Genomic DNA, 15,156 nt, shown 5'->3' with positions numbered 1-15,156 from the left:
CCGCCCTGTTGCCGCTGAGCCGCCGCCCGCCATGACACCTGTCCGCCCTACCCGCCTGTCCGGCCTGGAACCGCTGGTCATCACGCCGGACCTGCTGTTCGTCAACGTCGGTGAACGCACCAACGTCACCGGCAGTGCGCAGTTCCGCAAGCTGATCAAGGAAGGCCGTTACGAAGAAGCGGTGGACGTGGCCCGGCAGCAGGTGGCCAGCGGCGCACAGATCCTCGACGTCAACATGGACGAGGGCCTGATCGATTCGGAAGCGGCAATGACCCGCTACCTCAACCTGATCATGTCCGAGCCGGACATCGCCCGAATTCCGGTGATGGTCGATTCCTCCAAATGGAGCGTGATCGAGGCTGGCCTGAAGTGCCTGCAGGGCAAGAGCGTGGTCAATTCGATCTCGCTGAAGGAAGGCGAGGACCTGTTCCGCGAGCATGCGCGCAAGGTACTGCGCTACGGCGCCGCTGCGGTGGTGATGGCCTTCGATGAGGCCGGGCAGGCCGACACCTGCGCGCGCAAGGTCGAAATCTGCACCCGCGCCTATCGCCTGCTGGTCGATGAGATCGGCTTCCCGCCGCAGGACATCATCTTCGACCCGAACATCTTCGCCGTCGCCACCGGCATTGAAGAGCATGACAACTACGCGGTCGACTTCATCGAAGCCACCCGCATCATCAAGCAGACGCTGCCGCACTGCCATGTGTCCGGTGGCGTGTCGAATGTTTCGTTCTCGTTCCGTGGCAACGAGACCGTGCGCCAGGCGATCCACTCGGTGTTCCTGTACCACGCGATCGCCGCGGGCATGGACATGGGCATTGTCAACGCCGGCGCCATGCCGATCTACGACGAACTGGAACCGGACCTGCGCGAGCGGGTGGAGGACGTGATCCTCAACCGTCGCCGTGATGCCACCGAGCGCCTGCTTGAAATCGCCGAGCGCTACAAGGGCAGCAAGGGTGCGGCGAAGACCGAAGACCTGGCCTGGCGCGAGAAACCAGTGGACGCACGCTTGGCGCATGCGCTGGTGCATGGCCTGGACGCGTGGGTGGAAGCCGATACCGAAGAGGCCCGGCAGCGCTCCAGCCGCCCGCTGGACGTGATCGAAGGCCCGCTGATGGATGGCATGAACGTGGTCGGCGATCTGTTCGGTGCCGGCAAGATGTTCCTGCCGCAGGTGGTGAAGTCGGCACGGGTGATGAAGAAAGCGGTGGCCTACCTGCTGCCCTACATCGAAGCGGAGAAGGCTCGCAGCGGCGATACCGCCCGCAGCAATGGCAGGATCATCATGGCCACGGTCAAGGGCGATGTGCACGACATCGGCAAGAACATCGTCGGCGTGGTCCTGGCCTGCAACAACTTCGAGGTGATCGATCTCGGCGTGATGGTACCGGCGCAGAAGATCCTGGATGCCGCACGCGAGCACCACGCCGACATCATCGGCCTGTCCGGCCTGATCACGCCGTCGCTGGAGGAAATGAGCCATGTCGCCCGTGAGATGCAGAGACAAGGCTTCGATCTGCCACTGATGATCGGCGGCGCGACCACCTCGCGTGCGCACACCGCGCTGAAGATCGACCCACATTACAAGGCGCCGACGGTCTGGGTGAAGGATGCCTCGCGTGCCGTCGGCGTGGCACAATCGCTGATCTCGCGCGAGTTGCGCGATGCGTTCGTCGCTGCCAACGAGGCGGACTACGCCGAGATCCGTACCCGCCACCGCAACCGCGGCGACGCCAAGCGACTGGTCTCGCTGGAACATGCACGCGGCCAGAAGTTCCACGGTGACTGGGAGGCGTACACGCCGCCCGCGCCGAAGCAACCAGGCCTGCATGTATTCGATGACTACCCGCTGGCCGAGCTGGTGCCCTACATCGATTGGACGCCGTTCTTCCAGGCGTGGGAGCTGGCCGGCAAGTACCCGGCCATCCTCACCGATGAGATCGTCGGCACCCAGGCCAGCGAGCTGTACCAGGACGCGCGCGCGATGCTCGACCGCATCGTCAACGAGAAGTGGCTGCAGGCCAAGGCCGTGTTCGGCCTGTGGCCCGCCAACAGCATCGGCGACGACGTACGTGTGCAGCATCCCGATGGCGAGGCCACCCTGCACTTCCTGCGGCAACAGGTGGACAAGCCTGCCGAACGCCCGGATTTCTGCCTTGCCGATTTCATCGCCCCGATCGACAGCGGCAAGCAGGACTGGATCGGCGCCTTCGCGGTCACCGCCGGCATCGGTATCGACGCGCACGTGGCCCGTTTCGAAGCTGACCACGACGACTACAACGCGATCCTGCTGAAGGCGCTCGCCGACCGCTTTGCCGAAGCCCTGGCCGAACGCCTGCACCAGCGCGTACGCACCAGCTTCTGGGGTTACGATCACGCCGAAACGCTCGACAACGAAGCGCTGATCGACGAAAAGTACCGCGGCATCCGCCCCGCGCCCGGCTACCCCGCCTGCCCCGAGCACAGCGAAAAGCGCCGATTGTTCGACCTGCTGGGCGCGGAAACCAACGCCGGCATGCAGCTGACCGAAAGCTTCGCGATGCTGCCGACCGCAGCGGTGTCGGGCTATTACTTCAGCCACCCGCAGAGCCAGTATTTCGTGGTCGGTCGTCTCGGTCGCGAGCAGGTCATCGATTACGCACGCCGCAAGGGCGTGGACCGCGCGCAGGCCGAGCGCTGGCTGGCATCGAACCTCGACTACGACCCGGAATGAAAAAGGGGACGGAGGGGACTACGTCGTTTGTGCGATAAACGACTTAATCCCCTCCGTCCCCTTTTATGCCGGTGCTTACCAGACCAGGTCGTCGGGCACCTGGTACTGCGGGTCGGCGTAGGGATCGTCCTCGGCCGGCGCATCCGGGTCGACCTTCAACGCCACCGAAGCTGCAAACACCGCTTCAGACTGGGCCAGAACCTCGGCCGTCACCAGCAGGTAGCGACCGTTGAGCTGGACCACACCCAGTTCACCGGCGTTGAGTGCCTTGAGCTGCTCGGCGGTGACGTAGATGCGCTTGATCTTGCCGCCATAGGGGAAGTGGCGCGCGATATCGGCCGCTTCAGCATTCAGGGCCTTGTCCTTCAGCAGTTCTTCCAGCTTCACCTTGGCCTCGCGGCGCTGGCGTGCTTCTTCCTGCTTCAGGCGCTCGGTCTCGATGCGCTCTTCCTTTTCGCGCTGGGCACGGATCGCGTAGGCCTTGGCCAGATCCATTTCCTCGGCGGTACGCGGCTTGCGCGGACCCTGCCCGTGGCCCTGGCCACGCGGCTGGCCGGGCTTGCCCGGACCACCATTGCCATGCGCCCGCCGCTCGCCGGGCTTGTGTTCGCCCCTGCCAGCCTGCTGCGGCTTTCCATTGCCAGCGCCACCCTTGCCCTGCGGGCGGCCATCACGGCGGGGGCCATCATTCTTGCGCTCGGGCTTGGGCGCGGGCTTGAAGCCCAGGCCCATCAGCTGGTCGCGGAGGGTATCGCTCATAGGATATGGATCAGTAGTGCGGCGGCGGCGGTTCGCTCGCCGGATCAGAAGAATTCAATGCATTGCGGACCTTGCCCAGGTCCTCCAGCAGCACGCGCAGGATGCCGGCATTGCGGCTGCCTTCCATGCGCGCGTCTGCAAGTGCATCGCTCAGTTCGGCCAGCGCGTGTTCCTGGAAGGACACGCGCATCTCCAGCTCGACCAGGCGCGCTTCCAGCGCCTGCTCGCGTTCGGTCGGTACTTCAGACATGCAGCGAACGCCCCCGGCCTATGCCGTAATACGCAAGGCCAGCGGCCTCGACGTCGGCCGGCTCGTACAGATTGCGGCCATCGAACACCACCGCATCCTTCAGCCGCTCGCGCAGCATCTGGAAATCGGGGCTGCGGAACTGCTTCCACTCGGTCACCACGACCAGCGCATCGGCACCCTGCAGCGCGTCCTCGGCGCTGTCACAGAACACCAGATCGTCGCGCTCGCCGAAGATCCGCTGCGATTCATGCATCGCCTCCGGATCGTACGCGCGCACGGTCGCACCGCCTTCCCACAACTGGGCCAGCAGGCGGCGGCTGGAGGCCTCGCGCATGTCGTCGGTGTTCGGCTTGAACGCCAGGCCCCACACGGCAAACGTCCTGCCGCGCACGCCTTCGTCCTCACCCTTGTCGTAGTGGCGCTGGATCAGGGCGAACAGATGCCCCTTCTGCGACTCATTGACTGCCTCGACCGCGTTCAGCAGCTTCGGCTCAAGGCCGGCCTGCTGCGCGGTGCGGGCCAGTGCCTGCACATCCTTGGGGAAACACGAACCGCCGTACCCGGCCCCCGGATAGATGAAGTGCCAGCCGATGCGCGGGTCCGAACCGATGCCCTGGCGGACCTGCTCGACATCGGCGCCGACGCGCTCGGCAATGTTGGCGATCTCGTTCATGAACGAAATCTTGGTGGCCAGCATTGCATTGGCGGCGTACTTGGTCAGCTCGGCCGAACGCACGTCCATCTCCACCACGCGATCATGGTTGCGATTGAACGGTGCGTACAGGCGCCGCATCACGGCGACCGACTCGGCATTGGTGGCACCGATGATGATGCGGTCAGGCCGCATGCAGTCGGCAACGGCGTCGCCTTCCTTCAGGAATTCAGGGTTGGACACCACATCGAAGGCGATATCCGCGCCACGTGCTGCCAGTTCCTCGGCGATGGCCGTACGCACCTTGTCGGCGGTGCCCACCGGCACCGTCGACTTGTTGACCACTACGGTCGGCACCGAGATGTGCCGGCCGATGGTGCGGGCCACGGCCAGCACGTACTGCAGGTCCGCGCTGCCATCCTCGTCCGGCGGCGTGCCCACGGCGATGAACACCACCTGGCCGTGGCCGATGGCGGTCGCCGCGTCGGTGGTGAACACCAGCCGCGACGCGGCGTGGTTGGTCTTCACCATCGGCTCCAGGCCGGGCTCGTAGATCGGGATGATGCCCCGGTTGAGGCCATCCACCTTGGCCTGGTCGATATCGACACAGACCACCTGGTGGCCGACGTCGGCCAGGCAGGTGCCGGTCACCAGGCCTACATAACCGGTACCAAAAATCGCAACGCGCATATCCGTGCTGACTCCGTGGTGGCTTACGGCAGAACGCCCAGCAACTCGACGTCGAAGGTCAGGGTGGCGTTCGGACCGATCGGGCCACCCGGGGTGCCGTTCTCGCCGTACGCCAGCTCACCCGGGATCCAGAAGCGGTACTTCGAACCGACCGGCATCAGGGCCACGCCCTCGGTCCAGCCCTTGATGACCTGGTCCAGACCGAATTCGGCCGGACCACGGCCTGCGGAACTATCGAACACGGTGCCGTTGAGCAGCTTGCCTTCGTAGTTCACGCGCACCTTGCTGGACGGCAACGGACGCTCGCCGCTGCCGGGGCGGATCACCTGGTACTGCAGGCCCGACGGGGTGGTCACCACGCCCGGCTGGGTCTTGTTCTTGGCCAGGAATGCATTGCCTTCCTGACGGTTGGTCTGCGCAGCCTGTGCGGCCTTGGCCTGCATCTCGGCCTGCTTGGTGCCCATGAACGCCTGGATGGTGGCAGTGGCGTCAGCTTCGGTCATCTTCGGCTGGCCCTTGCTCAGGCCAGTGTTGATCGCGTCAAACAGCGAGGCGGTATCGATATCGTCCTTCAGCTGTGCCAGCGACGGACCCACCGAATAGGCGCCGATCATCTGCGCGACCTTGACCCGGTCGACCTTCGCCGGCTGCGAGCCCGGCGCGACGCCCGGGACCTGCTGGCCGCTGCGGGCCATCACGACCTGGCGCAGGGCGGCATCGGTGGCCTTGGCCTGTTCCTGGGTGATCTGCGGCTGCAGGCCTTCGAAGGAACGTTCCACGGCAGTGCGCAGCGCGGCCGCATCGATTTCATCGGCGATCGGCGCGAACGACTTGGCCACATCCAGGCCAATGGCGTAGCCGAGCTTCTGCTTGGGGGAATTCAAGGGTGCGGTCTCCTTGGCGGCCGAGGGAGCGGCCGGTTGTTGCGACAGGGCGACACCGGAGGTGCCCATCGCCAGAATCAGAACCGACGCCGCGGCGCCGCGCATTCCCATTTTCATTCGCTGCATTCCTGGAAGTGACTGGACGCCGACGTCGGCGCGAAAACACGTATTGTCGCACGCATGCCGTCGATGTCGAGGCATCCGTGCCGTGATTCAATGTGCAGCTGGTGCCGCAAGCGCCTTGTCGATGGCCGCTTTCAGCTGCGGATCCTCCGGGGTGACCTTGCTGGCGAACTGGGCAATGACCCGGCCATCGCGACCGACCAGATATTTGTGGAAATTCCAGGCAGGCGCTACACCGGTGGCGGCGGTCAAGCGCTGGTAAAGCGGCGTGGCCTGCGCGCCGGTCACGTGCACCTTTTCGAACATCGGGAACTTCACACCATAAGTAAGCGTGCAGAAATCCTGGATCTGCTTTTCGTCGCCCGGCTCCTGTCCCTTGAAATCGTTGGACGGGAAGCCGAGCACGGCAAATCCTTTGCCGGCGTACTGCTTCTGCAGCGCTTCAAGGCCTTCGTACTGCGGGGTATAGCCGCACTTGCTGGCGGTATTGACCACCAGCAGCACCTGGCCGTGGTAACGCTGCTGCAGGTTGACCTGCTGCTTGCCCGCCAGCGGCCGATACGACAGATCCAGCAGATCGGCGGCAAATGCGCCAGCCGACGTGGCCAGGCCAGTGGCCAGCAGGGTCAACAGGGACAAGCCGCGAAGGCGGCGCGAGGAGGCAGTCGACAAAGGCATGGGAGACGTTCCGCGGTAGCCGTTCCAGGGGTCCGGCCGTGACCGGCCGGGAATCGGCCGAACTATAGCACCGGGGTCTGCATGCCCCTGCAGCGCACACAGCGCCGGGCTTTGCGCGACTTGGCGGAAGGCTGCTGGGGGCCGTTTCACCGCGACGGTGATGACATAGCATGGACATGGCTGAATGGGAGGCTGGCCGAAAACAGTCCGCCGAAGTTAGTTTTTTCAATGAAAATCAAATAGTTGAATAATTATTTCGGTGCCATGACCACCCCTGCCATCAGTTGGGTAGGGGCAGGACTTGCACACAGGCGTGCCGGTGTTATAGTTGCATACAACACCAGTCACCTGAGACAGGGGGAAACATGAACACCCGGATGCGTCGCAGCCTCACCGCCCCCGCGGTCACCGCGGTATCAACCCTGTTCGTCCTGGTCTGGCTGGCCATGCCGGCCCCACCGGCCGCTTCCTCCCCCGCCCTTTCCGAAGACAGTACGCAGGACGCAGCAGCAACCACGGCAGGGAATGCCGCTCCCTCCCCCTCCCCCCCGCGTCGGCTGCACAGCTCCCTGTCCATGCCGTATTTCTCGTTCGCACAGCCGCTGACCCCACGGAGCTGAATATGAGCGACATCCAGTGGAGCGACGGCGCTCCCATCTACCGCCAGCTGAAGGAACGTGTGATCGCCATGATGCTTGACGGAATCCTCAAGCCGGGCGATGCCCTTCCTTCGGTGCGCCAGGTGGCCGCCGATTACCAGCTCAACCCCATCACCGTTTCGCGCGCCTACCAGGAGCTGGCCGATGAAGGCCTGGTCGAGAAGCGCCGCGGCCTGGGCATGTTCATGACCGAACAGGCGGCCACGCAGCTGCGCAGCAGCGAGCGCGAACGCTTCCTCAACGAAGAATGGCCGGCCGTTCTGGAGCGCATCCAGCGACTGGGCCTGAGTCTCGACGAATTGTTGCCCCAGGGGAAATTCTGATGAATGCCAGTCCCACTACCGCTGTGCCAAGCGACGCTGTCATTACCGCCCGTGGCCTTCGCAAGGCTTACAAGAACACGCTCGCGCTCGACAACGCCAGCTTCTCCATACCGGCCGGCCGCATCATCGGCCTGATCGGTCCCAATGGTGCCGGCAAGACCACCGCGCTGAAGGCGGTGCTCGGCCTGACCTCGGTGGAAGGCGAGCTGAGCGTGCTCGGCCGTGACCCGCGTGCGCACCGCGACGATCTGATGAACGACATCTGCTTCATCGCCGATGTCGCCGTGCTGCCGCGCTGGCTGAAGGTGCGTGAGGCGATCGACTTCGTCGCCGGCGTGCACCCGCGCTTCGATCGTGCCCGTTGCGAGCGCTTTTTGGCCAATACCAAGCTGCAGCCCAAGCAGCGCGTGCGTGAACTGTCCAAGGGCATGATCGTGCAGCTGCACCTGGCCCTGGTGATGGCCATCGACGCCAAGGTGCTGGTGCTGGACGAACCCACGCTCGGCCTGGACATCCTGTACCGCAAGGAGTTCTACCAGCGCCTGCTGGAAGACTACTTCGACGAGCAGAAGACCATCATCGTCACCACCCACCAGGTGGAAGAGATCGAGCACATCCTCACCGACGTGATGTTCATCCGCGACGGCCGCATCGTGCTCAATGCGGAAATGGACGAGGTCGGCGAGCGTTATACCGAGCTGCTGGTCGGCGCCGATCAGCTTGAAACCGCCCGCGCACTGAAGCCCATCGACGAGCGTAGCCAGGCCTTCGGCAAGACCGTCCTGCTGTTCGACGGGGTGCCACGCAGCCAGCTGGCCAGCCTGGGTGAAACCCGCAACGCCGGCCTTGCCGATCTGTTCGTCGCTGTCATGAAGGGGACCTACGCATGAATGCCGTCAACCATCCTGTCAGCCCTGCAGGCACCCTGCGCTGGCTGCTCAAGCGCGAATACTGGGAAAACCGCGGTGGTTTCCTGTACGCCCCGGTGATCGCCGGCATCGTCTCGCTGCTGATGAGCAGCATCGGCATCGGCCTGGGCCTGTTCGCCCTGCATCGTGCCGCGCGCGACGGTGGCCTGCACATCGACGGCGAGAGCGTGAACATCAATGGTCTGGATCTGGCCGTGCTGACCCGCGACATCAGCGCCAAGGACATGGCCGACCTAGGCAACGGCCTGGACCTGGCGATGGTACTGACCTCGTCATGGCCGCTGATCGTGCTCGCGTTCGTGGTGTTCTTCTACTGCCTGGGCGCGCTGTATGACGACCGCCGCGACCGCAGCATCCTGTTCTGGAAGTCGCTGCCGCTGTCGGATACCCAGACGGTGCTGTCCAAGGTGTTCAGTGCACTGATCGTCGCACCGCTCATCGCCATCATCGCGTCCAGCCTGACACTGCTCGTGTTCATGCTGGTGCTGTGCCTGGTAGTGGTCTCCCATGGCGGTGACGCGATGCAGCTGATCATCGGCCCGGCCAACCCGATGAGCCTGGTGCTGGGCATGTTCGTGTCCATCCCGGTATACGCCCTGTGGGCGCTGCCTACTGCCGGCTGGCTGCTGCTGTGCTCGGCCTGGGCCAAGAGCAAGCCGTTCCTGTGGGCGGTCATGCTGCCGCTGTTCGCCGGCATCATCGTCAGCACCACCAAGCTGATGCACCTGTTCGACCTGACCACCGGCTGGTTCTGGCAGCACATCGTCGGTCGCCTGCTGTTGGGTGCGATGCCGGGGATGGACCTGCTGTACCGCGCCGGTGGCGGCGAATCCAGGCAGGATCTGGACTCGATCGTGGCGCTGATGGCGCCCGCCGCCCAGCTGAAGTCGCTGGCAATGCCCGACCTGTGGATCGGCGCGGCCTTCGGCGTGGTCTTCATCTTCATCGCCATCCGCCTGCGCAAGCGCGCTGGCGAAATCTGATCTTCAACCTGGAGGCATCACCCATGCGTTCCTTGATTGCCTGTAGTGCGCTGTTGCTGTTGCCCCTGTCGGCGCTGGCCGCCGATGCACCGAACTGCAAGTTCTCCGCGCCGCGCGCGCTGAAGATCGACACCGCCGGCGCCAAGGCGGTGGTGTTCGAGATCAACCAGCATGACCTGAAAGTGGTCGCCAGCGCTGGCGGTGGCCAGCTCGAGGGCCGCGCCTGCGCTTCCAACAAGGACTGGCTGGACCAGCTGGTGCTGGACCAGCGGCGCGTGGGTGACAAGCTGGTGGTAAGCCTGCGCCGCGACAGCCGCGACTCGCTGTCGATGGGCAACAGCTACGCCTGGCTGGACATCCGTGGCAGCGTGCCGGACAACCTGCCGCTGCAGTTCAAGATCGGCTCCGGTGATGGCAGCATCGAGAACGCGCAGTCGCTGAGCATGGACGTGGGCTCCGGTGATGGCATCGCCCGCGGCACCCGGGGCAGCGTGCATGCCGCCGTAGGCTCGGGCGACCTGGACGTTGATGGCGCCGCGTCGTTCAACCTGCTCTCGCTGGGTTCGGGCGACGTCAACGCCCGCAACATCGGCGGTGATGCCAGCGTCGGCACCGTCGGCTCCGGTGACCTGAAGGTCACCGACGTGCGCGGCAACGCGCGGCTGGATACCGTCGGCTCCGGCGACATCGGCTTCAAGCAGGTGCAGGGCAACGTCGAGATCGGTGTGGTCGGCTCCGGCAATGTCGAGATCGAACAGGTCGGCGGCAATGTCCGTGTGCGCAGCCACGGCTCGGGTGATATCGACGTCGATGGCGTGCGCGGCAATCTCACCGTCGAGCACAGCGGCAGCGGCGACGTCCAGCATCGCAGCGTCGCCGGCACCGTCACCCTGCCCCGCGGCAAGTAACACCCAACCATCCGATTCGAGGGGAATGCCATGAACCTGCTGCGCCTGCTGCCTGCTGCCCTGCTGTGCCTGCCGCTGATCGCCTGTGGCGACACCTCCAGCCCCGACAAGACCGCCGGCAAGGCGGTGGCCGAGACCGCCGGCGGTGTCGGCCAGACCGTCAAGGAAGCGATGGACGACGCCCGCAAGGAAATCGCCGAGGGCAACATCAAGATCTCCGCCGACAACCAGCCGCGCGCGGAGATCACCCCGCAGGGACAGCTGCTGATCGGCGGCAAGCAGGTGACGCTGGACGATGGCCAGCGCCGCCAGCTGCTCGATTACCGCGGCCATGTGGTGGCGGTGGCGATGGACGGCATGGATGTGGGCCTGGCGGGCGCCAAGCTCGGTGCCAACGCTGCCGGTGAAGCACTGAAGGGCATCTTCAGCGGCGACAGCGAAGGCATCGAGAAGCGGATCAACGCCGAGGCCGCCAAGATCGAAGCGCAGGCCAAGCGCATCTGCGACCGCATGCCGGCCATGCTGGCCAGCCAGCAGGCGCTGGCGGCCTCGCTGCCGGCGTTCAAGCCCTACGCCACGATGGACCAGAGCGATGTGGACGACTGCGGCAAGGACACCGTCGTCAACCGCTGACCCTGTGACAGATCAGCGCACCCGGCCGGCAGCGCACCTGCGTTGCCGGCCGCTGCGCCCCGGCAGGCTTACAATGGCGGCTCCGGATGCACTCCATTGAACCGCCATGAAAAAGCTGTTTCTGCTGCTGGCCGCCCTGCTCTGCCTGGGCCTGGTCGGCTGTGACCAGGACTACCGCAACCACCGCGCCGAGCGCGGCAAACCCAAGATCTCGGTCAGCGAGAGCATCGTGACCGTGCGCCGCCAGCCGGCGCCGAACATCATCATCCTGCCCGACGGGCAGATGAAGATCGACGAGATCCTGATCCCGCTCAACGCCGAGCAGAAGCAGATGCTGCAGACGATGTTCGGCAAGCTGCAGGTGCTGCGCCAGAACACGCTGGTGGCCGCCCCGGCCGATCCCAACATGCAGCCGGTGAAGATCGTGCCACCGGAAGGCATGCAGGTGATTCCGCCGGACCTGGTGCAGACCATTCCCGAGTTCAAGGATTACACCGAAACCTTCGGCAACATCGTCGCCGACCGTCGCTGAAACGAGAACGCCGCCCTCCCGGGCGGCGTTTCCGTTTGTAGGGCCGAGCATAGGCTCGGCTCTACAGAGTGCAGATTGCAGATCAGCCGCCGGCGCCACCACCGCCGGCCTGGATACCGCCGGCGGTCAGCGCGGTCGGGTCCAGCAGCCGGCGCAGCTCCGCCTCGGCCAGACCACTGTCTTCCAGCGCCACGTCCAGCACCGGGCGCTGCTCCTTGTAGGCACGCTTGGCGATCGCTGCGGCCTTCTCGTAGCCGATGATCGGGTTCAGCGCGGTCACCAGGATCGGATTGCGCGCCAGCGCTTCGGCCACGCGATCCTCGCGCACCTTCAGTCCGGCAATGGCGCTGTCGGCCAGCAGGGTCGACACATTGGCCAGCAGGCCGATGCCATCGAGCAGGTTCACCGCGATCAGCGGCAGCGTCACATTGAGCTGGAAATTGCCGGTCTGGCCGGCCACGGTGATCGCCGTGTGGTGGCCGATCACCTGCGCGCAGGCCATCACCGTCGCCTCCGGAATCACCGGATTGACCTTGCCCGGCATGATCGAGGACCCCGGCTGCAGTGCCGGCAGTTCGATCTCGCCCAGGCCCGCCAGCGGACCGGCATTCATCCAGCGCAGGTCGTTGGCGATCTTGATCAGGGCCACCGCCAGCGCGTTGAGCTGGCCCGACAGTTCCACCGCATCATCCTGCGCGGCCAGGCCTTCGAACTTGTTCTCGGCGCTGTCGAACTTGAAGCCGGTCTGCTGCTTCAGCGCCTTGGCCACCTGCGCGCCAAAGCGCGGGTCGGCATTGATGCCGGTGCCGATGGCGGTACCGCCCAGCGGCAGGCGGCGCACGCGTTTCAGGCTGTCCTCGATGCGCTCCTGTGCCGAGGCCAGCTGCGCCGACCACGCACCAAATTCCTGTTCGAAGGTCAGCGGCATCGCGTCCATCAGGTGGGTGCGGCCGGTCTTGACCACCTTGCGCAGGCTGCGGCCCTTCTTGTCCAGCGTCCTGCGCAGGTGCACCAGCGCCGGCAGCAGCTGCTCATGGGTCGCCAGCACGGCCGACACGCGCAGCGCCGTCGGAATCACGTCGTTGGAGCTCTGCCCCTGGTTGACGTGATCGTTCGGGTGCACGGCGGTCTTGCCTGCCTTGCCGGCACGGTTGGCCAGCGTGGCGATGACCTCGTTGGCATTCATGTTCGACGACGTGCCCGAGCCGGTCTGGTAGACGTCGATCGGGAACTGCGCGTCCCACGTGCCGTCCGCTACTTCGGCAGCGGCGGACTGGATGGCCTTGGCCACCGTCTTGGGCAAGTGGCCCAGCTCGGCGTTGACGCCGGCGGCGGCTCCCTTGACCAGGCCCAGTGCGCGGATGAAGCCGCGCGGCATGCGCTGGCCCGACACCGGGAAATTCTGTACAGCGCGCTGGGTCTGCGCGCCCCACAGGGCGTCGGCAGGCACCTGCAGTTCGCCCATGCTGTCGTGCTCGATCCGGAAACCCTTGGGGGCGCTCTTGCTTGCAGCTTTGCTCATTGCATCAACTCCGCACTACTTCGGTTGGGGAAAGGGAAGCGGCGGCTGGCAGGGTGCGCTTCCCGGGCTGGCGGCTGCGACAACGATACTCCCTTGTCCGCAGCGTGGGATGGCGAGGACGGGCCAGATCGTTTCATCCGCAGGGCCGATTGTGTTGTAGAGCCGAGCCCACGCTCGGCTGCATCTGCGGTCTGGCGTCTGAGGAGCAGCCGAGCGTAGGCTCGGCTCTACAGGGCGCTCCCGCCCGGCACGTCGTAGAATATCGGCCCCGCCGCTCGTCCCAGCCCTGCCGACATGTCCGAATCCGCCCTGCTCGCCCTGTCCCCGCTCGATGGCCGCTATGCCGGCAAGGTCGACGCCCTGCGCCCGATCTTCTCCGAGTACGGCCTGATCAAGGCCCGTGTCACGGTCGAAGTGGAGTGGCTGCTGGCCCTGGCCGCCGAGCCGGGCATCGTCGAGCTGGCCGCGTTCTCCGATGCCGCGATCGCCCGCCTGCGTGCACTGGCCAGCGGCTTCAGCCCGGCCCAGGCCGCTCGGGTGAAGGAGATCGAGCGCACCACCAACCATGACGTCAAGGCGGTGGAGTACTTCATCAAGGAGCAGCTGAAGGACGATGCCGAGCTGGCACCGGCGCTGGAGTTCGTGCATTTCGCCTGCACCAGCGAAGACATCAACAACCTCAGCTACGGCCTGATGCTGGAGCAGGCCCGCCGCGAGGTGCTGCTGCCGACCCTGGACGGCGTCGCCGACGCACTGCGCACGCTGGCCCACGCCCAGGCCGGCCAGCCGATGCTGTCGCGCACCCACGGCCAGACCGCCTCGCCGACCACTCTGGGCAAGGAGCTGGCCAACGTGGTCGCCCGCCTGGAGCGCCAGCGCCGGCAGATCGCTGCCGTCGAGCTGACCGGCAAGATCAACGGCGCGGTCGGCAACTACAACGCACACATCGCCAGCTACCCGGACGTGGACTGGCCGGCCTTCGCCGAGCGCTTCGTCACCGGCCTGGGCCTGGTGTTCAACCCGTACACCACGCAGATCGAGCCGCACGACAACATCGCCGAGATCGGTGATGCCGCCCGTCGCGCCAACATCATCCTGATCGACCTGGCCCGCGACATCTGGGGTTACGTCTCGCTGGGCTACTTCAAGCAGCGCCTGAAGGAAGGCGAAGTCGGTTCGTCGACGATGCCGCACAAGGTCAACCCGATCGATTTCGAGAACGCCGAGGGCAACTTCGGCATCGCCAACGCGCTGTTCGAGCATTTCAGCGCGAAGCTGCCGATCAGCCGCTGGCAGCGCGACCTGACCGATTCGACCGTGCTGCGCGCGCTGGGCACCGCATTCGGCCACAGCCAGGTGGCGCTGGATTCGCTGGCCAAGGGCCTGGGCAAGCTGGAAGTGAACCCGCAGCGCCTCGACGCCGATCTGGATGCGGCCTGGGAAGTGCTGGCCGAGGCCGTGCAGACGGTGATGCGGCGCCATGGCCTGCCGAACCCGTACGAGCAGCTGAAGGCGCTGACCCGTGGCCAGGGCATCACGGCAGAGTCGATGCGCACGTTCGTGCAGGGGTTGGAGCTGCCGGCTGATGCCAAGCAGCGCCTGCTGGAGATGACCCCGGGCAGCTATACCGGTCTGGCGGAGTCGCTGGCGAAGAAGATCTAAGGGGTTTCCTTTGCGGCGGCGGCCGCGGGCGCTGCCTGCGGCAGGCAACGGCAACGGCAACGTCAAAGGCGGCTCTGGATTGCTGCTAGCTGGGCGGGTCGGGATGGGCCAGCGGGACACGCCGTAAACCTGTGGTGGTCAAGTACTTCTGGACACTCTCAAGGGGCGTTCAGGCCACCTGCGCTTCGTGGAGCGCAGGTGGCACAAGGCCGTTGGCACTGTGCAGCCGACGGTGGTTGTACCAGTTCACAAA

14 protein-coding genes are annotated in these 15,156 nt (G+C 65.5%); 8 read left to right on the top strand and 6 right to left on the bottom strand.

Annotated elements, in window-relative coordinates:
* The first annotated feature begins 31 nt into the window (after positions 1-31).
* Positions 32-2,716, top strand: a complete 2,685-nt coding sequence (metH, locus tag MRBLST15_RS00070; protein WP_265952560.1) for a methionine synthase — start codon at positions 32-34, stop codon at positions 2,714-2,716.
* A 75-nt stretch (positions 2,717-2,791) separates the two neighbouring features.
* Here metH and MRBLST15_RS00065 read toward each other — a convergent pair whose 3' ends face one another.
* The 5 genes from MRBLST15_RS00065 to MRBLST15_RS00045 form a co-directional block, all read right to left on the bottom strand.
* The gene (locus MRBLST15_RS00065; protein WP_265952559.1) at positions 2,792-3,475 is read right to left on the bottom strand and encodes a DUF2058 domain-containing protein; all 684 of its coding nucleotides are present in this window, start codon (positions 3,473-3,475) and stop codon (positions 2,792-2,794) included.
* Positions 3,476-3,485: 10 nt separating this feature from the next.
* Complete coding sequence (locus MRBLST15_RS00060; RefSeq protein WP_025876828.1) at positions 3,486-3,725, bottom strand: SlyX family protein; 240 nt, start codon at positions 3,723-3,725, stop codon at positions 3,486-3,488.
* The gene (locus tag MRBLST15_RS00055) at positions 3,718-5,067 is read right to left on the bottom strand and encodes a UDP-glucose dehydrogenase family protein (RefSeq protein ID WP_265952557.1); all 1,350 of its coding nucleotides are present in this window, start codon (positions 5,065-5,067) and stop codon (positions 3,718-3,720) included. Before MRBLST15_RS00055 ends, MRBLST15_RS00060 begins: the two co-directional genes overlap by 8 nt.
* A 23-nt stretch (positions 5,068-5,090) precedes the next feature.
* Positions 5,091-6,068 carry an FKBP-type peptidyl-prolyl cis-trans isomerase N-terminal domain-containing protein gene (locus MRBLST15_RS00050; RefSeq protein WP_099820787.1) on the bottom strand — a complete coding sequence of 326 codons (978 nt, stop codon included), beginning with the start codon at positions 6,066-6,068 and terminating at the stop codon, positions 5,091-5,093.
* A 96-nt stretch (positions 6,069-6,164) separates the two neighbouring features.
* Positions 6,165-6,752 carry a glutathione peroxidase gene (locus tag MRBLST15_RS00045; protein ID WP_312704215.1) on the bottom strand — a complete coding sequence of 196 codons (588 nt, stop codon included), beginning with the start codon at positions 6,750-6,752 and terminating at the stop codon, positions 6,165-6,167.
* Positions 6,753-7,374: 622 nt separating this feature from the next.
* Between MRBLST15_RS00045 and MRBLST15_RS00040 the strand changes: the two genes are divergently transcribed.
* The 6 genes from MRBLST15_RS00040 (at position 7,375) to MRBLST15_RS00015 (ending at position 11,719) form a co-directional block, all read left to right on the top strand.
* Complete coding sequence (locus tag MRBLST15_RS00040) at positions 7,375-7,734, top strand: GntR family transcriptional regulator (protein WP_012511573.1); 360 nt, start codon at positions 7,375-7,377, stop codon at positions 7,732-7,734.
* Positions 7,734-8,624 (top strand): ABC transporter ATP-binding protein, encoded by an 891-nt coding sequence (locus tag MRBLST15_RS00035; RefSeq protein ID WP_089236130.1) that lies wholly within the window; start codon positions 7,734-7,736, stop codon positions 8,622-8,624. Before MRBLST15_RS00040 ends, MRBLST15_RS00035 begins: the two co-directional genes overlap by 1 nt.
* A complete protein-coding gene (locus tag MRBLST15_RS00030; RefSeq protein ID WP_312704214.1) occupies positions 8,621-9,646 on the top strand; it encodes a hypothetical protein in 1,026 nt (341 codons plus the stop codon). Before MRBLST15_RS00035 ends, MRBLST15_RS00030 begins: the two co-directional genes overlap by 4 nt.
* A gap of 23 nt (positions 9,647-9,669) precedes the next feature.
* On the top strand, positions 9,670-10,554 hold the full coding sequence (locus MRBLST15_RS00025; protein ID WP_367784487.1) for a GIN domain-containing protein: 885 nt from the start codon (positions 9,670-9,672) through the stop codon (positions 10,552-10,554).
* Between the two features lie 30 nt (positions 10,555-10,584).
* On the top strand, positions 10,585-11,187 hold the full coding sequence (locus MRBLST15_RS00020) for a DUF2884 family protein (RefSeq protein ID WP_265955589.1): 603 nt from the start codon (positions 10,585-10,587) through the stop codon (positions 11,185-11,187).
* 106 nt (positions 11,188-11,293) lie between these two features.
* Entirely contained in the window at positions 11,294-11,719 is a 426-nt protein-coding gene (locus MRBLST15_RS00015; protein WP_032951937.1) for a hypothetical protein, read from the top strand.
* Between the two features lie 82 nt (positions 11,720-11,801).
* Here MRBLST15_RS00015 and MRBLST15_RS00010 read toward each other — a convergent pair whose 3' ends face one another.
* A complete protein-coding gene (locus MRBLST15_RS00010; RefSeq protein ID WP_265955591.1) occupies positions 11,802-13,241 on the bottom strand; it encodes a class II fumarate hydratase in 1,440 nt (479 codons plus the stop codon).
* Between the two features lie 294 nt (positions 13,242-13,535).
* Between MRBLST15_RS00010 and purB the strand changes: the two genes are divergently transcribed.
* On the top strand, positions 13,536-14,903 hold the full coding sequence (purB, locus tag MRBLST15_RS00005) for an adenylosuccinate lyase (RefSeq protein WP_367784483.1): 1,368 nt from the start codon (positions 13,536-13,538) through the stop codon (positions 14,901-14,903).
* Positions 14,904-15,156 lie beyond the last annotated feature (253 nt).

It is taken from the genome of Stenotrophomonas sp. LST15-1-1.1, assembly GCF_040815575.1.
In the GTDB taxonomy this organism is placed as follows: Bacteria; Pseudomonadota; Gammaproteobacteria; order Xanthomonadales; family Xanthomonadaceae; genus Stenotrophomonas; species Stenotrophomonas lactitubi_B.
Note: the sequence above shows the minus strand (reverse complement) of the source record. Positions and strands in the feature narration are given on the sequence as shown.